This window comes from Variovorax paradoxus, assembly GCA_016806145.1.
Classification (GTDB): Bacteria; Pseudomonadota; Gammaproteobacteria; order Burkholderiales; family Burkholderiaceae_C; genus Variovorax.
Genome location: CP063166.1, coordinates 2,140,223 through 2,164,773, shown reverse-complemented (window position 1 = coordinate 2,164,773; position 24,551 = coordinate 2,140,223). Strand labels below are relative to the sequence as shown.

At 67.3% G+C, this 24,551-nt stretch carries 22 protein-coding genes and 1 other RNA gene; 15 read left to right on the top strand and 8 right to left on the bottom strand.

Annotated elements, in window-relative coordinates:
- Window positions 1-33: 33 nt before the first annotated feature.
- The 4 genes from INQ48_09845 to INQ48_09830 form a co-directional block, all read right to left on the bottom strand.
- Window positions 34-1,050 carry a beta-propeller fold lactonase family protein gene (locus INQ48_09845; protein QRF59496.1) on the bottom strand — a complete coding sequence of 339 codons (1,017 nt, stop codon included), beginning with the start codon at window positions 1,048-1,050 and terminating at the stop codon, window positions 34-36.
- 89 nt (window positions 1,051-1,139) lie between these two features.
- Entirely contained in the window at window positions 1,140-1,871 is a 732-nt protein-coding gene (locus INQ48_09840) for a 16S rRNA pseudouridine(516) synthase (GenBank protein QRF59495.1), read from the bottom strand.
- Between the two features lie 90 nt (window positions 1,872-1,961).
- The gene (gene ggt / locus INQ48_09835; GenBank protein ID QRF59494.1) at window positions 1,962-3,695 is read right to left on the bottom strand and encodes a gamma-glutamyltransferase; all 1,734 of its coding nucleotides are present in this window, start codon (window positions 3,693-3,695) and stop codon (window positions 1,962-1,964) included.
- 58 nt (window positions 3,696-3,753) lie between these two features.
- On the bottom strand, window positions 3,754-5,349 hold the full coding sequence (locus tag INQ48_09830; protein ID QRF59493.1) for a class I SAM-dependent methyltransferase: 1,596 nt from the start codon (window positions 5,347-5,349) through the stop codon (window positions 3,754-3,756).
- A gap of 217 nt (window positions 5,350-5,566) precedes the next feature.
- Between INQ48_09830 and INQ48_09825 the strand changes: the two genes are divergently transcribed.
- Entirely contained in the window at window positions 5,567-5,725 is a 159-nt protein-coding gene (locus INQ48_09825; GenBank protein ID QRF59492.1) for a hypothetical protein, read from the top strand.
- A 217-nt stretch (window positions 5,726-5,942) separates the two neighbouring features.
- Here the strand turns inward: INQ48_09825 and ssrA are convergent.
- From ssrA to INQ48_09805, 4 genes are all read right to left on the bottom strand, one after another.
- Window positions 5,943-6,327, bottom strand: a transfer-messenger RNA (tmRNA) gene (gene ssrA, locus INQ48_09820).
- Between the two features lie 12 nt (window positions 6,328-6,339).
- Window positions 6,340-7,005, bottom strand: coding sequence for an HAD-IA family hydrolase (locus tag INQ48_09815; GenBank protein QRF59491.1), 666 nt, complete (start codon window positions 7,003-7,005; stop codon window positions 6,340-6,342).
- Entirely contained in the window at window positions 7,002-7,724 is a 723-nt protein-coding gene (gene ubiG / locus INQ48_09810; GenBank protein QRF59490.1) for a bifunctional 2-polyprenyl-6-hydroxyphenol methylase/3-demethylubiquinol 3-O-methyltransferase UbiG, read from the bottom strand. Before ubiG ends, INQ48_09815 begins: the two co-directional genes overlap by 4 nt.
- 131 nt (window positions 7,725-7,855) lie before the next feature.
- Window positions 7,856-8,515: an OmpA family protein gene (locus INQ48_09805; protein ID QRF59489.1), complete on the bottom strand. Its 660-nt coding sequence runs from the start codon at window positions 8,513-8,515 to the stop codon at window positions 7,856-7,858.
- Window positions 8,516-8,740: 225 nt separating this feature from the next.
- Here INQ48_09805 and gyrA point away from each other — a divergent pair, with 225 nt between their 5' ends.
- The 14 genes from gyrA to INQ48_09735 all read left to right on the top strand — a co-directional run bounded on the left by gyrA (window position 8,741) and on the right by INQ48_09735 (window position 24,551).
- Window positions 8,741-11,386 carry a DNA gyrase subunit A gene (gyrA, locus tag INQ48_09800; GenBank protein ID QRF59488.1) on the top strand — a complete coding sequence of 882 codons (2,646 nt, stop codon included), beginning with the start codon at window positions 8,741-8,743 and terminating at the stop codon, window positions 11,384-11,386.
- 50 nt (window positions 11,387-11,436) lie between these two features.
- On the top strand, window positions 11,437-11,964 hold the full coding sequence (locus tag INQ48_09795; GenBank protein ID QRF60676.1) for a DUF2059 domain-containing protein: 528 nt from the start codon (window positions 11,437-11,439) through the stop codon (window positions 11,962-11,964).
- A 73-nt stretch (window positions 11,965-12,037) separates the two neighbouring features.
- Window positions 12,038-13,105: a 3-phosphoserine/phosphohydroxythreonine transaminase gene (gene serC, locus INQ48_09790; GenBank protein ID QRF60675.1), complete on the top strand. Its 1,068-nt coding sequence runs from the start codon at window positions 12,038-12,040 to the stop codon at window positions 13,103-13,105.
- Window positions 13,106-13,124: 19 nt separating this feature from the next.
- Window positions 13,125-14,246 carry a prephenate dehydratase gene (gene pheA / locus INQ48_09785; protein QRF59487.1) on the top strand — a complete coding sequence of 374 codons (1,122 nt, stop codon included), beginning with the start codon at window positions 13,125-13,127 and terminating at the stop codon, window positions 14,244-14,246.
- Between the two features lie 19 nt (window positions 14,247-14,265).
- Complete coding sequence (locus INQ48_09780; GenBank protein QRF59486.1) at window positions 14,266-15,159, top strand: prephenate dehydrogenase/arogenate dehydrogenase family protein; 894 nt, start codon at window positions 14,266-14,268, stop codon at window positions 15,157-15,159.
- 1 nt (window position 15,160) lies between these two features.
- Window positions 15,161-17,173, top strand: coding sequence for a bifunctional 3-phosphoshikimate 1-carboxyvinyltransferase/cytidylate kinase (locus INQ48_09775; GenBank protein ID QRF59485.1), 2,013 nt, complete (start codon window positions 15,161-15,163; stop codon window positions 17,171-17,173).
- A gap of 197 nt (window positions 17,174-17,370) precedes the next feature.
- The gene (gene rpsA / locus INQ48_09770; protein QRF59484.1) at window positions 17,371-19,056 is read left to right on the top strand and encodes a 30S ribosomal protein S1; all 1,686 of its coding nucleotides are present in this window, start codon (window positions 17,371-17,373) and stop codon (window positions 19,054-19,056) included.
- A gap of 75 nt (window positions 19,057-19,131) precedes the next feature.
- Window positions 19,132-19,449 carry an integration host factor subunit beta gene (locus INQ48_09765; protein ID QRF59483.1) on the top strand — a complete coding sequence of 106 codons (318 nt, stop codon included), beginning with the start codon at window positions 19,132-19,134 and terminating at the stop codon, window positions 19,447-19,449.
- An 84-nt stretch (window positions 19,450-19,533) separates the two neighbouring features.
- A complete protein-coding gene (locus tag INQ48_09760) occupies window positions 19,534-19,875 on the top strand; it encodes a LapA family protein (GenBank protein QRF59482.1) in 342 nt (113 codons plus the stop codon).
- On the top strand, window positions 19,865-21,043 hold the full coding sequence (gene lapB, locus INQ48_09755; GenBank protein ID QRF59481.1) for a lipopolysaccharide assembly protein LapB: 1,179 nt from the start codon (window positions 19,865-19,867) through the stop codon (window positions 21,041-21,043). Before INQ48_09760 ends, lapB begins: the two co-directional genes overlap by 11 nt.
- 146 nt (window positions 21,044-21,189) lie before the next feature.
- Window positions 21,190-21,519: a helix-hairpin-helix domain-containing protein gene (locus INQ48_09750; protein QRF59480.1), complete on the top strand. Its 330-nt coding sequence runs from the start codon at window positions 21,190-21,192 to the stop codon at window positions 21,517-21,519.
- Between the two features lie 176 nt (window positions 21,520-21,695).
- Complete coding sequence (locus INQ48_09745; GenBank protein ID QRF59479.1) at window positions 21,696-22,664, top strand: TRAP transporter substrate-binding protein; 969 nt, start codon at window positions 21,696-21,698, stop codon at window positions 22,662-22,664.
- 3 nt (window positions 22,665-22,667) lie between these two features.
- Window positions 22,668-23,201: a TRAP transporter small permease gene (locus INQ48_09740; GenBank protein QRF59478.1), complete on the top strand. Its 534-nt coding sequence runs from the start codon at window positions 22,668-22,670 to the stop codon at window positions 23,199-23,201.
- 36 nt (window positions 23,202-23,237) lie between these two features.
- The gene (locus INQ48_09735; protein ID QRF59477.1) at window positions 23,238-24,551 is read left to right on the top strand and encodes a TRAP transporter large permease subunit; all 1,314 of its coding nucleotides are present in this window, start codon (window positions 23,238-23,240) and stop codon (window positions 24,549-24,551) included.

Below are 24,551 nucleotides of genomic sequence, written 5' to 3'. Positions count from 1 at the left end.
GCGACGAGCCCCGTGGCCGTACGCCGGCGCAGCTTAGAGGCGCTTCGCATGATCGAGCGTCCAGACGCCGTGCGGCGAACGGCCGACATTCACCTGCCGCACCACCTTGCCGCTGGCCAGGTCGACCACGCTGAGCTTCTTGGCCCAGCGCGAGGTCACGTACAGGGTCTTGCCGTCGGCCGACACGTCCATGCAGTCCGGGCCGCCGGGCACCGGGTAGGTGTCGGTGACCTTGAGCGTGGCGAGGTCGATGCGGCTGATGGAATTGGCCACCCGGTTGCTCACGAACACGCTCTTGCCGTCGCCGGCCGAGCGGAAGGCGTGCGCGCCCTTGCCGGTCGGGATCTTGCCCACCAGCTTCGGCTGTGCGCCCGCCACGTCGAACACCTGCACGCCGTCGCTGCCGGTCAGGCCCACGAGCAGCGTCTTGTCGTTGTGCACGCCGTAGATGTCGGCCGGCATCGGACCGGTGGCCATGCGCCAGCGGACGGTCTGCGTCGGCAGGTCGACGGCGATCAGCTCGTCGCTGTCCTGCATCGTCACGTAGGCGATGGTGCTAGTGTTGTCGATCCAGATGTGGCTGGGCGTCTTGCCGGTGGCGATGCGCTTGGCGAGCTTCAGGTCCTTGCCGTCCCAGCGGTAGATGTCGACGTGGTTGAGCCGGTTGGCCGCGGTCACGAACCATTTCATGTCGCGCGAGAACTGCAGCTGGTAGGGATCGATGATCCCGTAGACCACGCGCTGGACCTCGGCCGTGCGCGGATTCACGAAAGTCAGCGAGTCGCCGGCCGAATTCGCCACGATGACCGACTTCTCGTCGGGCGTCATGTAGATGTGGTGCGGCTCCTTGCCGGTGGCGATGCGCTGCTTCTCGGTCCAGTCGAGCGGATTGATCACGCTGACGCTGGCGTCGAGCGAGTTGAGCACGAAGATCGGCGGAGGTTCTGGCGGGGCTGCGGAGGCGGCGACGGGAGCCATGAAGGCGATCGCGCTGGTCAGGCAGGCAAGCAACAGGGCCGCGGCGCGGCCGGTCGGGGCAGGAAGACGCAAGGGAAGTTCCGGAAAAGGGCTTCGAATGTTAACGATCCGAACCGACCGCTGGCTGACCGCCAGCCGCCGAAAAGGCGGTCGGTCGGCAGTTATTTCGTCGGCGCGCGCAGGGCGGCGACCTCGTCGGCCGCCAGCCAGCGCCACTGGCCGGGCGCGAGGTCGGCCGGCAGCGCCACAGTGCCGATGCGCGAGCGGTGCAGCGCCTCCACGCGGTTGCCCACCGCGGCCAGCATGCGCTTGACCTGGTGGTACTTGCCCTCGGTCAGCGTCAGCCGCAGGTGCAGCGGGCTGTCGGACTCGCAGGCGGCCGCGCGCACCGGCTTCGGATCGTCGTCGAGCACCACGCCGGCCAGCAGGCGGGCGATCTGCTTGTCGTCGATCGGGTGCTTGGCCGTCACTTCGTAGACCTTGGGCACATGGTGCTTGGGCGAGCCCATCTTGTGGATGAACTGGCCGTCGTCGGTCAAAAGCAGCAGGCCGGTCGTGTCCTGGTCGAGCCGGCCGATGGCCTGCACGCCCTGCACCGCGCCCTTGTTGGGCCGCAGCCGCAGCGGCGACGGCAGCAGCGTGTAGATGCTCGGGTAGGTCGAGGGCTTTTGCGAGCACTCGGTGCCGGCCGGCTTGTGCAGCATCAGGTAGGCCTTCTCGTGGTAGGCCCAGGCGGTGCCCTGCACGGTGAACTGCAGGCCTTCCGCGTCCAGATCGGTGGCGGGATCGTCGACCACCGCGCCGGCGACGGTCACGAGGCCCTGTTGGACCAGGCCCGCGCACACGCGCCGCGTGCCGAAGCCCTGGGAATAGAGGATGTCTTGCAGTTGCATGGCGAAAAGAAAAGGCGGCCGCGCTTCGCGCGCGGCCGCCCTGGAGTGTCTCAGAAGGCGCGGACCGGCCCGCCACCCTCCTCGCGGCGGTCAGTAGCCCGCGGCCAGCCCGGTGTTGCGGCGCGGGTCGTTGGCACCGTAGAAGCGGTTGTTGCCCACCGGCTTGCCGCCCAGCGTGGGCGCGCCCACGATGATCGCCGCCAGGTGGTTGGCCGGCTGCGGCACGCCGAGGTTGTGGCCCATGTCGGTCAGGATCTTGCGGGTGTCGGGGCTCAGCGCGAAGGTCTCGACGTTGGTCACGTCGGGCAGCCATTGCTGGTGGAAGCGCGGCGCATCGACGGCTTCCTGCACGTTCATGCCGTAGTCGACCACGTTGAGGATGGTGTGCAGCACGGCCGTGATGATGCGGCTGCCGCCCGGCGTGCCGACCACGAACACCGGCTTGCCGTCCTTGGACACGATGGTCGGGCTCATCGAGCTCAGCGGGCGCTTGCCCGGGGCGATGGCATTGGCTTCGCCCTGCACCAGGCCGTACATGTTGGGCACGCCGACCTTCGAGGTGAAGTCGTCCATCTCGTTGTTGAGCAGCACGCCGGTCTTGGCGGCCGTGACCTTGGCGCCGAACCAGTCGTTGAGCGTGTAGGTGACCGAGACCGCGTTGCCCCACTGGTCGGTGATCGAGTAGTGGGTGGTGTTGCTGCCCTCGTGCGGCGCGACGCCGGGCTTGATGTCCTTGGAGACGCCGGCCTTCTTCGGATCGATGGCAGCGCGGATCTTCTCGGCGTAGCCCTTGTCGAGCAGGCGGTCGAGCGGGTTCTTCACGAAGTCGGGGTCGCCCAGGTAGCTGTTGCGGTCGACGTAGGCATGGCGCATGGCCTCGATCTGGTAGTGCACCGACTGGGCCGAACGGAAGCCCAGGTCCTTGAGCGGGTAGCCCTCGAGGATGTTGAGCATCTCGCAGATGATCACGCCGCCCGAGCTCGGCGGCGGTGCCGACACCACGCGGTAGCCGCGGTAGTCGCACTCGACCGGCGCCAGCTCGCGCGTCTTGTACTGGTCGAGGTCGGCCTGGGTGATGATGCCCTTGCCGGCCTGGCTGGACGCCACGATCGCCTGGCCCACCCAGCCCTTGTAGAAACCGTCGGTGCCGTTCTGGCTGATCGCGCGCAGCGTCTTGCCCAGGTCCTTCTGCACCAGCTTCTGGCCGACCTGGAACGGCTCGCCCTTGTTCAGGAAGATCGCGCCGGACACCGGGTCCTTCTGGAAGTCGGCGGTCGAGGTCCAGAGCATGTCGATGTCGCCCTGCTCGAGCGCGAAGCCCTTCTCGGCGAGCTGGATCGACGGCGCGATCAGCTCGGCGCGCTTCTTCGTGCCGTACTTCTCGCGTGCGTACTCCATGCCCGACACCGTGCCGGGCACGCCCACGGCCAGGTGGCCGTTGGTGCTCAGGCCCTTGATGACGTTGCCGTCCTTGTCGAGGTACATGTTGGCCGTGGCGGCCAGCGGCGCCTTCTCGCGGAAGTCGAGGAAGGTCTTGCGGCCGTCGGCCAGCTGCACGGTCATGAAGCCGCCGCCGCCGAGGTTGCCCGCGGCCGGGTAGACCACCGCGAGCGCGTAGCCCACGGCCACGGCCGCGTCGACGGCATTGCCGCCGCGCTGGAGCACGTCGACGCCGACCTTGGACGCGAGGTGCTGGGCGCTCACCACCATGCCGTGTTCGGCCGCGACCGGCGCCTGCGACGCGGCCTGGGAAGCGCCGGCGGCCAGCGCGAGCACGGCGACGATCGCCGCGCGCAGTTGAGGGGTCGATGGAAGTCGATGCATCTGGAAGTCTCCTCTTGAGATGTGGTTGGTTGTGGAGCCTGGGAGTGTCTGGGAGGGTTCAGCCGGCGAGCAGTGCCTTGCGCCGCAGGTCGCGCAGCGCCAGCGCCACCTGCTCGCGGGCGAAGGCGCTCAGCGCCTCGGGATCGGTCATCTGCTCGTCGTTGCGCACGAAGCGCAGGCGGTCGGCTCGCACCTCGGTCTCGAGGTGCTCGACCAGCGCCTCGTGCGATCGGGTGCCGTCGAGCAGCGGCAGCAGCGCGCGCTCGAGCAGCGACAGGGCCACCGTCTCGTGCCAGCCATTGCAGACAGTGACCGAAGGCGCCTGGCCCGGCGCCAGGCCCGGCGCATTGCGCACCGAGGCCGGGGCCTGCGGCCGCGCGGGTACCTGCGCCACCGAGGGCACGGGCGTACGGCGGATGCGCAGCGCGCCGAGGATCAGCATCTCCTCGAGCATCGCCATCACCGCGGGCTCGACCGCCTCGCGCGGCTGGCCGAGCAGCGGCAGCACGCAGGCGATCAGCGCGTCGGCGCTCAGCGCCTGCGGGTAATGGCTGTCGAGCGCATGCGCCACCGCCTTGTGCAGCGGCTGGCGCAGGGTGACCGTGACGTTGCGGATCCCGGTGCAGTTCTGCTCGCGCGTGTCGAGCGTGAGCGGCGCGCCGTTCTCGCCATGGAACACGCCCGCGAACAGCAGGCCGCGGATGCGCGTGGCGTCGAGCCGGTAGCGGATGTGACGCGCCCGGTCCTGCTTCACCAGCAGCGTCTGGCGGAAGGTGCGGTTGACCAGGAAGTCGAGGTACTGCTCCATCAGCACCTGGCTGCCACCGCATTCGCGCAGCAGCGGATCGCGCACCTGGGTGCCATAGTTCTGCACGAACATCGTCGAGGGCTCGGCCTCGGCCAGGTAGGCCAGGCCATGGCTCTCGGCGCGCGCGACGAACTCCTTGAAGTAGCACGGCGCGTTGCAGGGCTCGAGGAACTCGTGCAGCAGGTACGAGGTGGCGCCGTCGCGCACGATCGGCGCGGTTTCGTCGAGCGTCTTCTTGAGCACGCTGTCGGGGCGCGCCGACTGCGCGAGGAACTCGATCATCCCGCGGGCATAGGAGAGCTTCTCCTCGGGCGTGTCGCGCGGGCCGCCGCGCAGGATCATCGCGTCGCGCACGATCTCGCGCGCCTTCCAGCCCGGGTAGACGTTGTAGCTCACGTAGGCCACGCCGTTCGGCGCGAGGTTCTCGGAGCACACGCGCAGGATCGCATCCTGCACCGGGCCCGGCACCCAGCTGTAGACGCCGTGGCAGACGATGTAGTCGAACTGGCCGAGCGAGGCGTCGACCTCGGCGATGTCGAAGGTCTTCACCTCGACGTTCGACAGGCCCAGCCGCTCGATCGCGCTCACGCCCTGCGCGATCTGCACCGACGACAGGTCGAGGCCGAGCGCGCGCGCGCCCGGATGGCGCTCGGCGAAGGGAATGAGGTTGTTGCCCGCCGCGCAGCCCAGCTCGAGCACGCGCGCGCCGGCGGGCGGAGGCGTTTCGAGGCCGAAGAGAAATGCCGTGGCTTCCAGGTGCTCCACCGCCGTCTGCGGGAACGGGTGCGAGTCGTAGGGCACCGCGTCGTAGTAGCTCGTCAGAACCGAAGTCAGGGAATCGGGCACGGGCAGCCTTTTAGATGAAGATGCGAGGGAAGAACGCGCGATCGGCGCGCGTCGGTGCCCGCCGAATATAGCCCTGCACGACGGCGAAAAGAGCCCGGGTCGGGTTGTCCAGGAGGGCGCTCGTGCTGCGAGGGCCGCCTGTAAGACAATGCCGCGACCTTCCGCGCCAGCGGCGCCCTATGCGGTCTTTGGGTGTACAAATCGGCGTTCTGACACCATGCAGCTCTCCGATCCATCCTTCGTTCTGTCGGTCTTTTTGGCCGGTGTCGCCGTCGGGGCGATGCTGGTTGCCGTCATGTCGGCCATCCGCGCCGAACGCGGGCCGAACGGCCCGATGCCCAAGCCGGGCAGCGACGGCGACCGACTGGCGCGATAACACGCCTGGCCGACGGCCACCTGGGCTCGGCACCGTCGAGACCGGGCATGCGGCATTGCCGCCTCCCCTTGCGCTCTTTGATCAGGCACGTACGCGCGCTTCACGCAGGTGAAGCGCATGTCGGATCCATGGAAGGTAAGGTTTGGCCGTGTGGCCGACCCGGGAAGGCCTCCCGGGTCGCCATGCCCGGATCGGTCCGGGCCAGCCTCAGGCAATGTGGTGGAGCTGGGGGGATTTGAACCCCCGTCCGCAAGCCTTCATCGCGCAGTTCTACATGTTTAGCGATCTGATTTAAGTCTCGCTTCCGGAGTCGCGCAGTCGCACGCTACACCGGACGCCAGCACCCTATTTTCTTGCCCCGACCCAAGGTACCCGGATCGAAGCCAGCCGATGTAATTATCCTTGCAGCCGGGAGGCACTGATTGCTCAGAACCCCCTTGCCCAGCCCATCGGCCTGCTGTTGCAAGGCTCACTGGCAATTAAGCAGCGAGTGCGAAACGTTCGTCGTTTGCAGTTAGTTTGTTTGAATCTGTTTCACGAGCGCATTCAGCTCGACATGCCCCGCTGCGACTCCGAACCCGCGTCGAAACCAGTGCAGCCCCAAGGGGCCTATTTTAGGCGCTATCCAGCAGTTTCAAGAGTTCGCCCGGAGAAGTTATCAAGGCATCGGCTTCCCAGCGGGTCGCATCGGCCTGCGCGCCCATGTAGCCGTAGGCCGCGGCCACGGTCCGCATGCCCGCCGCGCGGCCCGCGATGATGTCGCGCTCGTCGTCTCCGACGTAGATGCAATGCTCGGACGGGATGCCCAGCCGCCGGGCCGCTTCGTGCAGCGGCTCGGGATGCGGCTTGGCATGCGGCGTGGTGTCGCCGCTCACCACCGCGCCCGCGCTCGCGAACAGCGGCATCGCCTGCGTGAGCGGCTCGGTGAAGCGCTTCGACTTGTTCGTGACCACGCCCCAGCGCAGCCCGCGCGCGACCAGCGCCTCGATCAGCGGCGGAACGCCATCGAAGGCCTGCGTGTTGAACATGCAGCGCTCGTAGGTCACGAAGAACTCCTCGCGCAGCGCATCGAACTCGGGCGCATCGGGCGTGATGCCGAAGGCCACGCCGAGCATGCCGCGCGCGCCCGCGCCGGCCATGGGGCGGTAGCGCTCGAGCGGGTACGACGCCAGTCCGCGGGCGGTGCGCATCTGGTCGGCGGCGGCGCCCAGGTCGGGCGCGCTGTCGATCAGCGTGCCGTCGAGGTCGAACAGCACGGCACGGGTCGGCACGCCCTTCATGCCTGGGCCTCCGCCGGCTTCTGCGTGGCGAACATGTAGTTGACGCTGGTGTCGGCGCTGAGCCAGTAACGCCGCGTGATCGGGTTGTGCTCGAGGCCGCGCGTGTGCCGCACGTCGAGACCCGCGGCGCGGCAATAGGCCGCCAGCTCGCTGGGCCGGATCAGCTTCGCGTACTCGTGGGTGCCGCGCGGCAGCATGCCCATCACGTACTCGGCGCCGACGATCGCGAGCATGAAGGACTTGAGGTTGCGGTTGATCGTCGAGAAGAAGACCCAGCCGCCGGGCTTGACCAGCGTGGCGCAGGCCCGGATGACCGACGCCGGGTCCGGCACGTGCTCGAGCATCTCCATGCAGGTGACGACATCGAAGCTGCCGGGCTGCTCCGCCGCGAGCGCCTCGGCGCTGACCTCGCGGTACTTCACGCCGCGCGTGCCGGCCTCGAGCGCGTGCAGCTGCGCCACCTTCAGCGCCTTGCCCGCGAGGTCGGCACCGAGCACGTCGGCGCCCTTGCGGGCCATCGAATCCGAAAGAATTCCGCCACCGCAGCCTATATCGACGACGCGCCGCTGGGAAATCGGCGCAATACCTTCAATCCATTCCAGGCGCAAAGGATTGATTTCGTGCAAAGGGCGAAATTCGCCCTCCATATCCCACCACTTGTGGGCCAGCTCCGAAAATTTGGCGAGTTCGGCGGGATCGGCATTCACGTTTTCTGTCATATGACGGATTATGAAACGGACGATGACCGGCCCATGACGAATGGGCCCGTTTGAAAGCTTTCTGCCTGCATTGATTCAGGCATAAAAAAACCCCGCCGAGGCGGGGTTTCATGGTCGATGGAATCGAGCTATCAGTTGGCGCGGGTGCCGACCACTTCGATTTCCACGCGACGGTTCTTGGCGCGGCCTTCCTTGGTGCGGTTGTCAGCCACAGGCTGCTTCTCGCCCTTGCCTTCGGTGTAGACGCGGTTGCGTTCGATGCCCTTCGAGACCAGGAAGGCCTTGACGGCTTCGGCGCGACGCACCGACAGACGCTGGTTGTAGGCGTCCGAACCGATCGAGTCGGTGTGGCCGACGGCGATGATCACTTCGAGGTTCACGCCACGAATCTTCTCGACCAGGTCGGTCAGCTTCGCGCGGCCTTCAGGCTTCAGCACCGACTTGTCGAAGTCGAAGAATGCGTCGGCAGCGAAGGTCACCTTCGAAGCGGCAACGGCCGGGGGTTGAGCGGGAGCGACGGGCGGGGGAACCACGCCAGGAGCCGTGGGAACGGCGGCAGCCGGGGGAACCAGAGCGCCGTCGCAACCGGCAGCAGCCGTGGCGGGCGTCCAGTTGGCATCGCGCCAGCACAGTTCGTTCGTGCCGTTCTTCCAAACCAGTTCGCCGGTGCCGTTCTGCCAGTTGTCGATCGTAGGACCGCCATTCGCAGCGGTGACACGGGTCTGCGCGCCGGCGGCAGTGGCGAGCGCAGCGACTGCAAACATCATCGCCACTTTATTCAGTTTCTTCATGGTTCTCCTCTTGGGGAAAAAGCCGCAGCCGCGCTGCGAATCAAGGACGCTTTAAGTGACCACCACCCAAAACGTTGAGGCGATTGTGCCATAGGGTCTTTGGCAAACAGGCCGCACGGCGGCCACGAAGCGTAGGACGGAGGCGGAATAGAGTCCTTGTGTTGCGGCGGTGCGACACCCCTCACAGCGTAAAATTTCGCCTTCCTGCCGCCAGCCTCTCGCTCAATGACGTCCTTCGCCAAAGAAACCCTGCCCATCAGTCTCGAAGAGGAAATGCGCCGCAGTTATCTCGATTACGCCATGAGCGTGATCGTGGGCCGCGCCCTTCCCGACGCGAGGGACGGCCTCAAGCCGGTGCATCGCCGCGTGCTCTACGCGATGCACGAGCTCAACAACGACTGGAACCGGCCGTACAAGAAGTCGGCCCGTATCGTCGGCGACGTGATCGGCAAGTACCACCCGCACGGCGACCAGTCGGTCTACGACACCATCGTGCGGCTGGCCCAGGACTTCTCGATGCGCCACATGCTGGTCGACGGCCAGGGCAACTTCGGGTCCGTGGATGGCGACAACGCGGCCGCAATGCGGTATACGGAAATCCGGCTGGCCAAAATCGCGCATGAAATGCTGGCCGATATCGACAAGGAAACGATCGATTTCCAGGACAATTACGACGGCTCCGAAAAAGAACCGGCCGTGCTGCCGAGCCGGCTGCCGAATTTGCTGGTCAATGGCTCCGGCGGTATTGCGGTCGGCATGGCCACCAATATTCCGCCGCACAACCTCAATGAAGTGGTGGACGCCTGCCTGCACCTGCTGCGCAACCCGCAGGCCAGCATCGACGAGCTGATGGAGATCGTGCCCGCGCCCGACTTCCCCACGGCCGGCATCATCTACGGCATCAACGGCGTGAAGGACGGCTACCGCACCGGCCGCGGCAAGGTCGTGATGCGCGCCAAGTGCCACTTCGAGGACATCGACCGCGGCCAGCGCCAGGCGATCATCGTCGACGAGCTCCCCTACCAGGTCAACAAGAAGACGCTGCAGGAACGCATGGCCGAGCTGGTCCACGAGAAGAAGATCGAGGGCATCAGCCACATCCAGGACGAGTCCGACAAGTCGGGCATGCGCCTCGTCATCGAACTCAAGCGCGGCGAAGTGCCCGAGGTGGTGCTCAACAACCTCTACAAGCAGACCCAGCTGCAGGACACCTTCGGCATCAACATGGTGGCGCTGGTCGATGGCCAGCCGAAGCTGTGCAACCTCAAGGACCTGATCGAGGTCTTCCTGCAGCACCGCCGCGAAGTGGTGACGCGCCGCACGGTCTTCAACCTGCGCAAGGCCCGCGACCGCGGCCACGTGCTCGAAGGCCTGGCGGTGGCGCTGGCGAACATCGACGATTTCATCGCCATCATCCGCAACGCCCCGACCCCGCCGGTCGCCAAGGCCGAGCTGATGGCGCGCAGCTGGGACAGCAAGCTGGTGCGCGAGATGCTCACGCGCACGCGCGCCGACGGCGGCGTGATCAGTGCCGACGACTACCGCCCCGAAGGCCTCGAGCGCGAGTTCGGCATGGGCAACGACGGCCTCTACCGCCTCTCGGAGACGCAGGCCCAGGAAATCCTGCAGATGCGCCTGCAGCGCCTGACCGGCCTGGAGCAGGACAAGATCGTCGCCGAGTACAAGGAAGTCATGGCCGAGATCGACGACCTGCTCGACATCCTGGCCAAGCCGGAACGCGTCTCGACCATCATCGGCGACGAGCTCGGCGCCCTCAAGCAGGAGTTCGGCCAGTCGAAGGTCGGCGCGCGCCGCAGCCTCGTCGAGCACAGCGCCTTCGACCTCTCGACCGAAGACCTGATCACCCCCACCGACATGGTGGTGACGCTCTCGCACAGCGGCTACATCAAGAGCCAGCCGCTCGGCGAATACCGGGCGCAGAAGCGCGGCGGCCGCGGCAAGCAGGCCACCACCACCAAGGAAGACGACTGGATCGACCAGCTCTTCATCGCGAACACGCACGACTACATCCTGTGCTTCTCGAACCGCGGCCGGCTCTACTGGCTCAAGGTGTGGGAAGTGCCGGCGGGCTCGCGCGGCTCGCGCGGCCGCCCGATCGTCAACATGTTCCCGCTGGCCGAGGGCGAGAAGATCAACGTCGCGCTGCCGCTCACGGGCGAGAAGCGCAACTTCCCGGCCGACCAGTACGTGTTCATGTCGACCTCGATGGGCACGGTCAAGAAGACCACGCTCGACGAGTTCAACAACCCGCGCAAGGCCGGCATCATCGCGGTCGACCTCGATGCGGGCGACTACCTGATCGGCGCCGCCCTCACCGACGGCAAGCACGACGTGATGCTGTTCAGCGACGGCGGCAAGGCGGTGCGCTTCGACGAGAACGACGTGCGCCCGATGGGCCGCAACGCGCGCGGCGTGCGCGGCATGATGCTCGAGGAAGGCCAGGGGGTGATCGCCATGCTGGTGGCCGAGGACGAGCAGCAGAGCGTGCTCACAGCCACCGAAAATGGTTACGGAAAGCGAACAAGCATTACCGAATACACGCGCCACGGCCGTGGAACCAAAGGCATGATCGCTATTCAACAGAGTGAGCGAAACGGCAAGGTCGTTGCCGCCACACTCGTGCATTCGGACGATGAGATCATGCTCATCACCGACAAGGGCGTGCTGGTGCGCACCCGGGTCGCCGAGATTCGTGAACTGGGTCGCGCGACGCAAGGCGTTACGCTGATCGGGCTCGACGAAGGTGCCAAACTCAGCGGGCTGCAACGTATCGTCGAAAACGATGCCAATGGCGAACCCGAGCCCGGCGCAGACGACACTTCCACATCTTCAACGGAGAATCCTCAGTGAAAAAACAAATCAAGCTCGCACTCCTGACCGTCGCCCTGGCCGGCAGTTCGATGGGCGCCCTGGCGCAGGACAAGGCCACGCTCATCAAGCAGTTCCTCGATCTGCAGCGCCCCGGCATCGAAGCCCTGGCCCGCGGCCTGGTCGAGCAGTCGAGCGCCCCGATCGCGCAGGCCGGTTCGCAGTACCTGCAGACCCAGGTGCCCGAAGCCAAGCGCGAAGCCGCCGCCAAGGCCGCCGATGCCGAGCTCAAGAAGTACTACGACGACGCCTATCCGATCGTGCGCGACAAGGCCGTGCAACTGGCCCCGACCACGCTGACGCCGCTGCTCGAGCAGTCCTTCACCGAAGACGAACTCAAGCAGCTGCTGGCCTGGATCAACTCGCCGCTGAGCAAGAAGTACCAGGACCTGAACCCCAAGATGCAGACCGCGCTGACGGAAAAGCTGGTGGCCGAGACCCGCGCCTCCATCGAACCGAAGATGCAGGCGCTCGACACCAGCGTCGCCAAGGCGCTGGGCGCTCCGACCGAAGGAGCGGCACCCGCCAAGGCACCGGCCAAGGCTCCCGCCAAGAAGTGACGTGAACGCCCCGCACGCCCTGCAGACCCCGGCCGGCTCGCGCCCCTACAACTTCTCCGCGGGCCCCGCCGCCATGCCCGAGGCGGTGCTGCAACGCGCCGCCGCCGAAATGCTCGACTGGCACGGCAGCGGCATGAGCGTGATGGAGATGAGCCATCGCGGCAAGGAGTTCGGCGAGATCTACGCGCAGGCCGAAGCCGACCTGCGCGCGCTGCTGGCGGTACCCGCCAACTTCCGGATCCTGTTCATGCAGGGCGGCGGCCTCGGCGAGAACGCCATTGTGCCGCTGAACCTGTCGCGCGGCAGCACGGTCGACTTCGTGGTCACCGGCAGCTGGAGCATCAAGTCGCACAAGGAAGCGCAGCGTTACTGCAGCGCGCGCGTGGCCGCGAGCAACGCCGACGACCAGCACACGCGCCTGCCCGATCCCGCGAGCTGGCAGCTGTCCGGCGATGCCGCGTACGTGCACCTGTGCAGCAACGAGACGATCAACGGCATCGAATTCCACGAGCTGCCCGACCTCGCCGCCCTCGGCAGCAAGGCGCCGCTGGTGATCGACTTCTCCTCGCACGTCGCCTCGCGCGGCGTCGACTGGAGCCGCGTCGGCCTGGCCTTCGGCGGTGCGCAGAAGAACCTCGGCCCGGCCGGGCTCACGATCGTCGTCGTGCGCGAGGACCTGCTGGGCCATGCCCTCGAGATCTGCCCGAGCGCGTTCAACTACAAGACCGTGGCCGACAACCAGTCCATGTACAACACCCCGCCGACCTGGGGCATCTACATGGCGGGGCTCACGTTCCAGTGGCTGCGCGAGCAGACCGAAGGCGCGCTGACGGGCGTGGCCGCGATGGAGCAGCGCAACATCGCCAAGGCGAAGCTGCTGTACGACTTCATCGACGCGTCGTCCTTCTACCTGAACAAGATCGACCCGGGCTGCCGCTCGCGCATGAACATCCCGTTCTTCCTGCACGACGAAGCCCGCAACGAGGCCTTCCTGTCGGGCGCCCGCGCTGCGGGGTTGCTGCAGCTCAAGGGCCACAAGTCGGTGGGCGGCATGCGCGCCAGCATCTACAACGCCATGCCCCTGGAAGGCGTGCAGGCCCTGGTGAGCTACATGCGAGAATTCGAGCGGTCGCACGCCTAGACGCGCGCGAACCTCACCGATGACCGCTCCAGCTCCTACCCAGCCCTCCTCCCCCGACAACTCCGAAAGCCTCGCCGATCTGCGCGTGCAGATCGATTCGCTCGACCAGCAACTGCTGCGCCTGCTCAACGAGCGGGCCCATGTGGCGGAGCTGGTCGGCGAAGTGAAGAAACGCGAAGGCACGCCCTTCTTCCGCCCCGACCGGGTGGCCCAGGTCATCGACAAGATGCAGAAGACCAACGGCGGTCCGCTCAAGGACCTGCACGTGGCGGCCATCTGGCGCGAGATCATGTCAGCCTGCCTGGCGCTCGAGTCGCCGCAGCGCGTGGCGGTGCTCGGCCCCGAAGGCACCTTCTGCGAGCAGGCCGCCATCGAGTATTTCGGCGGCGCGGCCGACCTGATCTACTGCGCCAACTTCGACGAGGTCTTCCACGCCACCGCCGCCGGCAGCGCCCAGTACGGCGTGGTCGGCGTCGAGAACTCGACCGAGGGCGTGGTCACGCGCTCGCTCGACCTGTTCCTGCACTCGCCCACCCACGTGGTCGGCGAGGTCAGCCTGCTGGTGCGCCACCACCTGCTGCGCAGCAGCAATTCGCTCGAGGGCGTCGAGGCCGTGCTGGCCCATCCGCAGGCCCTGGCCCAGTGCCAGAGCTGGCTGGCCAAGCACCTGCCGCATGCCGAGCGCCGCGCCGTGTCGAGCAATGCCGAAGGCGCGCGCCTCGCGGCCGCCAACCCGGCCTTCGCGGCGCTGGCCGGCGAACGCGCCGCCACCCGCTTCGGGCTGCACATCGTGGCCCACGCGATTCAGGACGACTCCTACAACCGCACCCGCTTCTCGGTGATCTGCCTGCCGCAGACGCTCGCGATGCCGCCCGCCTCGGGCCGCGACTGCACCAGCCTGATCGTGTCGGTGCCCAACCGGCCGGGCGCGGTGCACGACCTGCTGGTGCCGCTGAAGCTCAACAACGTGTCGATGACCCGCTTCGAGTCGCGCCCCGCGCGCACCGGGCAGTGGGAGTACTACTTCTACATCGACCTCGACGGCCATCCCTCGCAGCCGAACGTGGCCGCGGCGCTGGCCGAACTGCGCGGTCTCTGCGCGTTCTACAAGGTGCTCGGCGCCTACCCCGTCAAGGCCTGAGTCCGTCGCAAGCAAGCACATGTTCGAGCAACTGGGATTGATCGGCTGCGGCCTGATGGGCGGCTCCTTCGCGCTGGCGCTGAAACGCGCCAGGCTGGTGAAACGGGTGGTGGGCTACAGCAAGTCGCCCTCCACCACCGAGAAGGCCAGGCAGCTCGGCGTGATCGACGTCGCCGCGCCCTCGGCGCTGCTGGCGGTGTCGGGCGCCGACATCGTGCTGCTGGCCGTGCCGGTGGCGGCCTCGGAAGCCACCTTCAAGGCGATCCGCCACGGCATCGGCAGCGACGCGCTGGTGATGGACGTCGGCTCGACCAAGGGCGACGTGATCGAGGCCGCGCGCCGCGGCCTGCAGGGGCAGCTCGGCAACTTCGTGCCGGCGCACCCGATCGCGGGCAAGGAGGTCTCGGGCATCGAACATGCCGAGGCCTCGCTGTTCACCGGGCGCCACGTGGTGCTCACCCCGATCAAGTCGACGCTGCGCTCCAACGTGCAGCGTGCCTCGCAGGTCTGGAGCGGCATCGGCGCGAACGTGCTCACCATGACCCACGAGGAGCACGACGGCGCCTTCGCCGCCGTGAGCCACCTGCCGCACCTGCTGGCCTTCGCCTACGTCAACGGCCTCGCCGGCCAGCCGCAGGGCGATCGCTTCCTGGGCCTGGCGGGTCCGGGCTTTCGCGATTTCTCGCGCATCGCCGCGAGCGATCCCGTGATGTGGCGCGACGTGCTGCTGGCCAACCGCGAGCAGGTGCTGGCGCAGTCGCGCGCCTTCCGCGCCGCGCTGCTCGAGATGGAGAACGCCATGGCCGGGGGCGAGTCGCAGGCCCTGGAGCAATCGATCGAGCGCGCCCGCCGCGTGCGGGCCGCCTGGCAGCCCGGCGCCTCGTCGTCGCCCGATTCGCAGCAGGACGCTTGAGATGTACGCCTCGGCCTTCCTCGATCTCCCCGCGCTGACCGGCGCCTCGGGCACGGTGCAGCTGCCCGGCTCCAAGAGCATCTCGAACCGCGTGCTGCTGCTGGCCGCGCTCGCGAGCGGCACCACCACCCTGCACGACGTGCTCGATTCCGACGACACCCGCGTCATGCTCAATGCGCTGCGCGCGCTGGGCTGCGGCGTCGAGCCGGCCGGCACGCTGGTGCGCATCACCGGCATCGGCGGCCGGGAGATCGGCAACACCGAGCTGCTGTCGCTGTTCCTCGGCAATGCCGGCACCGCGATGCGGCCGCTGACGGCGGCGCTGTCGCTGCTGGGCGGCGAGTTCGAACTGCGCGGCGTGCCGCGCATGCACGAGCGCCCGATCGGCGACCTGGTCGACGCCCTCACCCAGCTGGGCTGCCGCATCGACTACCTCGGCAACCCCGGCTATCCGCCGCTGCGCATCCACCCGGTGCCGCACGGCGAGCTGGTGCTCGACGCCCCGATCCGCGTGCGCGGCGACGTCTCGAGCCAGTTCCTGACCGCCCTGCTGCTCGCGCTGCCCCTCGCAGCGGCAAGCGACATCACGATCGAGGTGGTCGGCGAGCTGATCTCCAAGCCCTACATCGAGATCACGCTGAACCTGCTGGCGCGCTTCGGCATCGCGGTGCGGCGCGACGGCTGGGAGCGCTTCACGATTCCCGCCGGCAGCAGCTACCGCTCGCCGGGCGACATCCATGTCGAGGCCGACGCCTCGTCGGCCAGCTATTTCATCGCGCTGGGCGCCATCGCGACGGCCGCGTCCGGGCCCGACGGCATCCGGATCGAGGGCGTGGGCGCCGACTCGATCCAGGGCGACATCCGCTTCGTCGACGCCGCGCGCCAGATGGGCGCCGAGGTCGACAGCGGCCCGAACTGGCTCGCGGTGCGCCGCGGCGCCTGGCCGCTCAAGGCCATCGACCTCGACGCCAACCACATTCCCGACGCGGCGATGACCTTGGCCGTGATGGCGCTCTACGCCGACGGCCCCAGCACCCTGCGCAACATCGCGAGCTGGCGCGTCAAGGAAACCGATCGCATCGACGCCATGGCCAACGAGCTGCGCAAGCTCGGCGCCACGGTCGAGGCCGGGCCCGACTTCATCCGCGTGCATCCGCTGGCGCCGGCCGGCTGGCGACCCGCGAGCATCCGCACCTACGACGACCACCGGGTCGCCATGTGCTTCTCGCTCGCCGCCTTCAACCCGGCGCGGGTGCCGGTGCGCATCCTCGAGCCGCACTGCGTCGCCAAGACCTTCCCCGACTACTTCGAGACCCTGTTCTCGGTCTCCACGGCCGCCGACATCCCGGTGATCAGCATCGACGGGCCGACCGCCTCGGGCAAGGGCACCCTGGCCTCCGAAGTGGCGCGCCTGCTGGGCTACCACTACCTCGACTCGGGCTCGCTCTACCGCGTGACCGGCCTCGCCATGCGCCGCGCAGGCCTGAGCGCCGATGCCGCGCACGAGGCACGGATCGCCTCCCTGGCCGCCGCCCTGCCGCTGCAGTTCGTCGAGGGCAAGGTACTGCTGGATGGCGAGGACGTCAGCGAGCTGATCCGCTCCGAGGCCGCCGGCATGGACGCCTCGCGCGTCTCCACGCTGCCGGCCGTGCGCGAGGCCCTGCTGGGCCTGCAGCAGCGCTTTCGCCGGCTGCCGGGCCTGGTGGCCGACGGCCGCGACATGGGCACGGTGATCTTCCCCGACGCCGCGCTCAAGGTGTTCCTGACCGCGAGCGCCGCCCAGCGTGCCGAACGGCGCCATAAGCAGTTGATTTCAAAGGGTATTTCGACTACACTCGACAGTCTTCGCTCCGACCTGGAGGCGCGCGACGCCAGGGACTCGTCCCGCAGCGTCGCCCCCTTGAAGCCGGCGCAGGACGCGCGCCACCTCGACAACTCCCAGCTCTCGATCGAGCAATCGATCGACACGGTGTTGGACTGGTGGCAACAAGTGCAGCCTTTCAAGTCCGCTTGAAGGGCTCGCGCCCACCGGGTGTTCCGGGGGGCGCCTACCGCTCCAGAAGGCTCCCTTCGCGCGACAGCGCACCGGCCTTCTGGTTGTTCAACCAACCGGGCTTCCGCCCACAACCAACCGCCGTCTCCAGATCCAGCGCAGTCGCATGCAATGTCGCAAGAGCGCCTGCCAACCCTGCCTGACGGAAGGAACCATAAATGTCTGAATCTTTTGCCGACTTATTCGAAGAGTCCCTGAAGCGTTCCGAAATGCGCACCGGCGAGGTCATCACGGCCGAAGTCGTGCGTGTCGAACACAACCACGTCGTCGTCAACGCCGGTCTGAAGTCCGAAGCGTATGTGCCGATCGAAGAGTTCAAGAACGACAAGGGCGAGCTCGAAGTCCAGGCCGGCGATTTCGTTTCCGTTGCCATCGGCAGCGTTGAAAACGGCTACGGCGACACCATCCTCTCGCGCGACACCGCCAAGCGTCTCGCTTCGTGGCTGGCCCTCGAGAAGGCGCTGGAATCGGGCGACTTCGTCACCGGCACCACCAGCGGCAAGGTCAAGGGCGGCCTCACGGTGCTCGTCAACGGCATCCGCGCGTTCCTGCCGGGCTCGCTGATCGACACGCGTCCGATCAAGGACCTGACCCCGTACGAGAACAAGACCCTCGAATTCAAGGTCATCAAGCTCGACCGCAAGCGCAACAACGTCGTGCTGTCGCGCCGTGCCGTGGTCGAAGCCAGCATGGGCGAAGAACGCGCCAAGCTGATGGAAACCCTGAAGGAAGGCGCTGTTGTCCGCGGCGTGGTCAAGAACATCACCGAATACGGTGCGTTCGTGGACCTCGGCGGCATCGACGGCCTGCTGCACATCACCGACATGGCATGGCGCCGCGTCCGCCACCCGAGCGAAGTCGTTCAGGCCGGCCAGGAAATCACCGCCAAGATCCTCAAGTTCGACACCGAGAAGAACCGTGTCTCGCTGGGTCTGAAGCAAATGGGCGACGACCCGTGGATGGGCGTTTCGCGCCGCTACCCGCAATCGACCCGCCTGTTCGGCAAGGTCACGAACATTGCCGACTACGGCGCGTTCGTCGAGCTCGAACCCGGCATCGAAGGCCTGGTGCACGTCTCGGAAATGGACTGGACCAACAAGAACATCGCTCCGAACAAGATCGTCTCGCTGGGCGACGAAGTCGAAGTCATGGTCCTCGAGATCGACGAAGACAAGCGCCGCATCAGCCTGGGCATGAAGCAGTGCAAGGCCAACCCGTGGCAAGAGTTCGCTCAGAACACGAAGCGTGGCGACCGCGTCAAGGGCCCGATCAAGTCGATCACCGACTTCGGCGTGTTCGTGGGTCTGGCTGCCGGCATCGACGGCCTGGTTCACCTCTCGGACCTCTCGTGGAACGAAGCCGGCGAGACCGCCGTTCGCAACTACAAGAAGGGCCAGGAAGTCGAAGCGATCGTGCTGGCCGTCGACGTGGACCGCGAGCGCATCTCGCTGGGCATCAAGCAGCTCGACAGCGACCCGTTCACCACCTTCACCACGGTCAACGACAAGGGCCAGATCGTGACCGGCAAGGTCAAGACGGTCGACGCCCGCGGCGCCGAGATCGACCTGGGTGAGGACATCATCGGCTACCTCCGTGCTTCGGAAATCTCGCGCGACCGCGTCGAAGATGCCCGCAACGTGCTGAAGGAAGGCGACGAAGTCACGGCCATCGTCGTGAACGTGGATCGCAAGACCCGCAACATCCAGCTGTCGATCAAGCAGAAGGACATGGTCGACGAGCAAGGCGCCATGGCCAGCCTGAGCCAGCAGTCGGCACGCGAGAACGCGGGCACGACGAGCCTGGGCGCCCTGCTGCGCGCCAAGCTGGACAACAGCGACAAGTAAGCCGTCGCCCGAAGACAGAGCAGGCCCTGGTGGCCTCTCTGTCTTTTTTTTCGCCCCTGCTTTTTGCTTTGACCTATGACCCGCTCTGACCTCGTCGAAGAACTCGCAGCGCGCTTTGCGCAACTCACCCACCGGGATGCCGAATACGCCGTCAAGACCATCCTCGACGCGATGAGCGATGCCCTGGTGCGCGGGCACCGGATCGAGATCCGCGGCTTCGGCAGCTTCTCGGTCAACCGGCGTCCGCCGCGCATCGGCCGCAACCCGCGCTCGGGCGAGAGCGTGCAGATTCCCGAGAAGCGCGTGCCGCACTTCAAGCCCGGCAAGGCCTTGCGCGAGGCGGTCGACGCCCGCAGCGCCGAACTCGGCATCAAGACGACGCCGAAGGCCTGAGTCCAGCCGCCGACGGCCCCTCCATCGGCGCGGACCGTTCGGCGCAGGTGCAAACGTAGAATCGTCCCGCCAACGGGACCGCGCATGAAATACCTCCTGTGGCTGCTCAAGGCAGCCATTTTTTTTACGCTCTTCGCCTTCGCGCTGAACAACCAGCACGACGCGACCGTCTATTTCTTCTTCGGCACCTACTGGCGCGCGCCGCTGGTGCTGGTCGTGCTGGCCGCCTTCGCGGGCGGCCTCGTGGTGGGCGCGCTCGGCATGCTGCCGGGCTGGTGGAAGCACCGCAGCGCCGCGGCCCAGCTGCCGGCCGTCTCCGCGGGCAATGCCGCCGCCTCCTCCGCCCCGGCCGCCGCGCCGGCGGCAACCCCGGCGCCGACCATCGCCGCCACCGACCTTCCCGCCGTACGCCAACATGGACTTTGATCCCAGCTGGTTGCTGATCAGCCTGCCCGTCGCCTTCGTCCTCGGCTGGCTGGCCTCCCGCTTCGACATCCGCCAGCTCAAGCTCGAGAACCGCCAGGCCCCCAAGGCCTACTTCCGCGGGCTCAACTTCCTGCTCAACGAGCAGCAGGACCAGGCCATCGACGCCTTCATCGAGGCGGTGCAGAACGACCCCGACACGCAGGAGCTGCACTTCGCGCTCGGCAACCTGTTCCGCCGCCGCGGCGAATACCAGCGCGCGGTGCGCGTGCACGAGCACCTGCTCGGCCGCGGCGACCTGAGCCGCAGCGACCGCGAGCGTGCCCAGCATGCGCTGGCGCAGGACTTCCTGCGCGCCGGCCTGCTCGACCGCGCCGAGGCCGCGCTGCAGAAGCTCGAGAGCACGCGCTACGAGAACGAGGCGCGGCTCGCGCTGCTGGCCATCTACGAGCGCTCGCGCGAATGGAGCCAGGCCGCCGACGTGGCGCGCAAGCTCGACGAATCCGACCAGGCCAGCTACGGCACGCGCCGCGCGCACCACCTGTGCGAGCAGGCCGCCGAACAGGTCGGCATGGGCGACCTCGCGGCCGCGCGCCGCCTGCTCGAACAGGCCGTGGCCCAGGCGCCGCAGGCGCCGCGCCCGGCGATCGACACCGCGACCCTGCAACTGCGCAGCGGCGAAGCCGGCGCCGCCTTCGACACCCTGGTGGCGCTGAGCGACACCGCGCCGCTCGCGCTGCCGCTGTATGCCGCCGCGCTGCAGCAGGCGGCCGTGGCCGCCCACCGCGAACCCGAGGCGCTCGCGCTGCTGCAGCGCCGCTATGCCGAATCGCCGTCGATCGACGTGCTCGAAGCACTGATCGCGCTCGGCGGCGCGCCCGCCGGCACCACGCCCGAGGCCGAGGGCGAAGCACCCGTGCCACGCGACGGCTACATCGCGCACCTCGCGCACCAGCCCTCGCTGGTCGCGGCCTCGCGCTGGCTCGCGGGCGAACGCTTCGAGCACGAGCAGTTCCATCCGCAGGTGCAGCGCGCGCTCGACCAGGCCACGCGGCCGCTGATGCGCTACCGCTGCGCGGCCTGCGGCTTCGAGGCGCACCAGTACTTCTGGCACTGCCCCGGCTGCCAGGCCTGGGACAGCTATCCACCGCGCCGCGTCGAAGAGCTCTGATCGACCTCGGAGGCGAGACCTTCGATCACCTTGCTGAACAATGGTGGCCGCTGGCGCCCAGCCGTCAACGCCCCGTTCCGAGCCCTCGTTGAGCCGAAGCCGACGTCTTGTCGGCGCATCAAAAGTATCAACGAGGGAGTTCAAACATGTTCAAGAAAATCGTGGCCACGGCCGCCCTGCTGTTCGCTGCCGCATCGTTCGCGGCGGTCGATGTCAACAAGGGCAGCGAAGCCGATCTCGACGGGTTGAAGGGCGTGGGACCCGCGCTTTCCAAACGCATCCTCGACGCGCGCAAGCAGGGCGAGTTCAAGGACTGGGCCGATCTCATGCAGCGCGTGAAGGGCGTGAAGGAGAAGGCCGCGGCCAAGCTCTCGGCCGAAGGGCTGACGGTCAACGGCAAGGCCTACGCGGGCGGCGACGCACCGGCCGCCGCGCCCAAGGCCGGCAAGCCCGCGAAGGTCGCGGCCAAGGAATGACGGGGTCTTAGTCCCGCGAACGAGCCGCCCTCCGGGGCGGCTTTTTCATGGGCGTCAACCCATGCCGCCACGGTGCCGCCACCGCGCAACACGCAGGGAAAGGCCTCAGCAAGTGGCCCGGAATTTGCACGTATGCTTTTCTTTCGTTTTGCTTTCACTACATCCGGAGCGCGCACATGAATCACAAGTTCGGCCTGGCCCTCGCAGGCCTCACCCTCGGCGCCGCGGCCTTCGCGCAAACCAAGTGGGATCTGCCCACGGCCTACCCGGCCACCAACTACCACACCGAGAACATCACGCAGTTCGCGAAGGACGTGGATGCGGCCACCGGCGGCAAGCTCAAGGTCACCGTGCATGCGAACGCCTCGCTGTTCAAGGCGCCCGAGATCAAGCGCGCGGTGCAAAGCGGCCAGGCGCAGGCCGGCGAGATCCTGCTGGCCAACTTCGCCAACGAGAACCCGATCTATGCGCTCGACGGTGTGCCCTTCCTCGCCACCACCTACCCCGAGGCGAAGAAGCTCTATGAAGCCTCCAAGCCCGCGATGGAGAAGCTGCTGGCCGCGCAGGGCATCAAGGTGCTGTTCGTGGTGCCGTGGGCGCCGCAGGGCATCTATTCGAAGAAGGAAGTGAGCTCGGTGGCCGACCTGCGCGGCATCAAGTGGCGCGCCTACAGCCCGGCCACCGCCAAGATCGCCGAACTGATCGGCGCGCAGCCGGTGCAGATCCAGCAGGCCGAGCTCAGCGCCGCCATGGCCACCGGCGTGATCGAAAGCTACATGAGCTCGGGCTCGACCGGCTACGACACCAAGACCTTCGAGCACATCAAGAACTTCTACGACACGCAGGCCTGGATCCCGAAGAACGCGATCCTCGTCAATGCCAAGGCCTTCGACGCGCTCGACGCCACCACCAAGGCCGCCGTCACCAAGGCCGCGGCCGATGCGGAAGCCCGCGGCTGGAAGGTCGCGATCGAGAAGAACGACGAGTACAAGCGCCTGCTCGCCGAGCGCGGCATGAAGATCCACAAGCCCTCGGCCAAGCTCGATGCCGACATGCGCCAGGTCGGCGGCATCATGCAGGCCGACTGGCTCAAGGCGGCCGGGCCCGACGGTCAAGCCATCGTCGACGCGTACAAGAAAAAGTAGCCCGTGCGCAAATTCCTGGACCGCCTCTACGACGGCGCCGGCGCGCTCGGCGCGTTCTGCGTGTTCCTGATCTTCGTGCTGATGATCCTGGCCGGCGTGGGCCGGCAGATGAACTGGCACGTGAGCGGGCTCAACGACGTGGTGGCGTGGCTCTGCGCGGCCGCGGCCTTCTTCGCGATGGCCCATGCGTTCCGCCACGGCGACTTCGTGCGCGTCACGCTGCTGCTCGAGGCCGTGCCGCCGAAGACGCGGCGCGTGCTCGACGTCACCTGCCTGCTGATCGCGGCGGTCTCGGTGTCCTATCTCACCTACTGGGCCACCAGCTTCACCTGGGAGAGCTACGAGTTCGCCGAGATGGCCACGGGCCTGGTCGTGATTCCGATCTGGATTCCGCAGTCGACCTTCGTGATCGGCTGCTGGCTGCTGCTGATCGCGATGATCGACGAGCTCGTGGGCGTGCTGCGCGGCGAGAAGCCCAGCTACCAGCGCGCCATAGAAGAACGCCACGCCGCGGGCGACTTCTCCTCCGACGTCTGAGTCTTCGAACACCCACAACAACACCCAAGACACCCGATGTTCGAAAACCTCTGGATGGGCGCCCTGCTGCTCGGGATCATGCTGCTGCTGCTCGCGGGCGGCGTCTGGATCGCGATGACGCTGGCCATCGTCGGCTGGGTCGGCCAGGCCTTCTTCACCAACACGCTGCCGGGCAAGAACCTGTTCTCTGCCTTCTGGGAAAGCAATGCGAGCTGGGAGCTCGCGGCGCTGCCGCTGTTCATCTGGATGGGCGAGATCCTCTTTCGAACCAAGCTCAGCGAGGAGATGTTCGAGGGCCTGCGCCCCTGGCTCAATCGCGTGCCGGGCCGGCTGATGCACACCACCATCCTGGGCTGCGGCGTGTTCGGCTCGGTCTCGGGCTCCTCGGCCGCGACCTGCGCCACCATCGCCAAGGTCGCGCTGCCCGAGCTCAAGCGCCGCGGCTACAACGAGAAGCTCGCGATCGGCTCGCTCGCCACGGCCGGCACGCTCGGCATCCTGATCCCGCCTTCGATCACGATGGTGGTCTATGCCGTGGCGGCCGACGCGTCGATCATCCGCATCTTCCTCGCCGGCTTCCTGCCGGGCTTCCTGCTGATGCTGCTGTTCTCGGGCTACATCGGCTGGTGGAGCCTGCGCAATCCCGACAAGGTGCCGCCGGCCGATCCGCCGACCACCTTCATGGAGAAGATCCGCCTCTCGGGCAACCTGATTCCCTGCGCGCTGCTGATCGTCTTCATCGTCTGGGTGCTGGTCGCGGGCTGGGCCACGGCCACCGAATGCGCGGCCTTCGGCGTGCTCGGTTCGCTGGCCATCGCGGCCTGGGGCCGCAGCCTGACCTGGAAGAACTTCAAGGACGGACTCATGGGTGCCACGCGCACCAGCTGCATGATCATGTTCATCCTCGCGGGCGCGGCCTTCCTCACCAAGACCATGGCCTTCACCGGCATCCCGCGCGAACTCGCCGAATGGGTCGACAGCATGCACCTGTCGCCCTACGCGCTGATCGGGGCGCTGGTCGTGGTCTACCTGGTGCTGGGCACGGCGCTCGACGGCATCTCGATGATCGTGCTGACCAGCGCGGTGGTGCTGCCGATGATCCAGAAGGCGGGCTTCGACCTCGTGTGGTTCGGCATCTTCATCGTGCTGCTGGTCGAGATCGCCGAGGTCACGCCGCCGGTGGGCTTCAACCTCTTCGTGCTGCAGAACATGACGGGCAAGGACAGCAACGTGATCGCCAAGGCGGCGATCCCGTTCTTCTTCTGCCTCGTGCTGTGCATCGCGCTGATCACGCTGTTCCCGAGCATCGTCACCATCCTGCCCGACGTCGTGATGGGCAAGGAGCGCTAG

Coding starts and splice junctions, on each gene's coding strand:
- INQ48_09765 (QRF59483.1), top strand. CDS start 19,132: ATGACCCGCTCTGACCTCGTCGAAGAACTCGCAGCGCGCTTTGCGCAA.
- INQ48_09840 (QRF59495.1), bottom strand. CDS start 1,871: ATGCAACTGCAAGACATCCTCTATTCCCAGGGCTTCGGCACGCGGCGC.
- rpsA (QRF59484.1), top strand. CDS start 17,371: ATGTCTGAATCTTTTGCCGACTTATTCGAAGAGTCCCTGAAGCGTTCC.
- serC (QRF60675.1), top strand. CDS start 12,038: ATGCCCGAGGCGGTGCTGCAACGCGCCGCCGCCGAAATGCTCGACTGG.
- INQ48_09780 (QRF59486.1), top strand. CDS start 14,266: ATGTTCGAGCAACTGGGATTGATCGGCTGCGGCCTGATGGGCGGCTCC.
- INQ48_09795 (QRF60676.1), top strand. CDS start 11,437: ATGGGCGCCCTGGCGCAGGACAAGGCCACGCTCATCAAGCAGTTCCTC.
- ggt (QRF59494.1), bottom strand. CDS start 3,695: ATGCATCGACTTCCATCGACCCCTCAACTGCGCGCGGCGATCGTCGCC.
- INQ48_09815 (QRF59491.1), bottom strand. CDS start 7,005: ATGAAGGGCGTGCCGACCCGTGCCGTGCTGTTCGACCTCGACGGCACG.
- INQ48_09825 (QRF59492.1), top strand. CDS start 5,567: ATGCAGCTCTCCGATCCATCCTTCGTTCTGTCGGTCTTTTTGGCCGGT.
- INQ48_09805 (QRF59489.1), bottom strand. CDS start 8,515: ATGAAGAAACTGAATAAAGTGGCGATGATGTTTGCAGTCGCTGCGCTC.
- lapB (QRF59481.1), top strand. CDS start 19,865: ATGGACTTTGATCCCAGCTGGTTGCTGATCAGCCTGCCCGTCGCCTTC.
- INQ48_09735 (QRF59477.1), top strand. CDS start 23,238: ATGTTCGAAAACCTCTGGATGGGCGCCCTGCTGCTCGGGATCATGCTG.
- INQ48_09750 (QRF59480.1), top strand. CDS start 21,190: ATGTTCAAGAAAATCGTGGCCACGGCCGCCCTGCTGTTCGCTGCCGCA.
- pheA (QRF59487.1), top strand. CDS start 13,125: ATGACCGCTCCAGCTCCTACCCAGCCCTCCTCCCCCGACAACTCCGAA.
- INQ48_09775 (QRF59485.1), top strand. CDS start 15,161: ATGTACGCCTCGGCCTTCCTCGATCTCCCCGCGCTGACCGGCGCCTCG.
- INQ48_09745 (QRF59479.1), top strand. CDS start 21,696: ATGAATCACAAGTTCGGCCTGGCCCTCGCAGGCCTCACCCTCGGCGCC.
- INQ48_09760 (QRF59482.1), top strand. CDS start 19,534: ATGAAATACCTCCTGTGGCTGCTCAAGGCAGCCATTTTTTTTACGCTC.
- ubiG (QRF59490.1), bottom strand. CDS start 7,724: ATGACAGAAAACGTGAATGCCGATCCCGCCGAACTCGCCAAATTTTCG.
- gyrA (QRF59488.1), top strand. CDS start 8,741: ATGACGTCCTTCGCCAAAGAAACCCTGCCCATCAGTCTCGAAGAGGAA.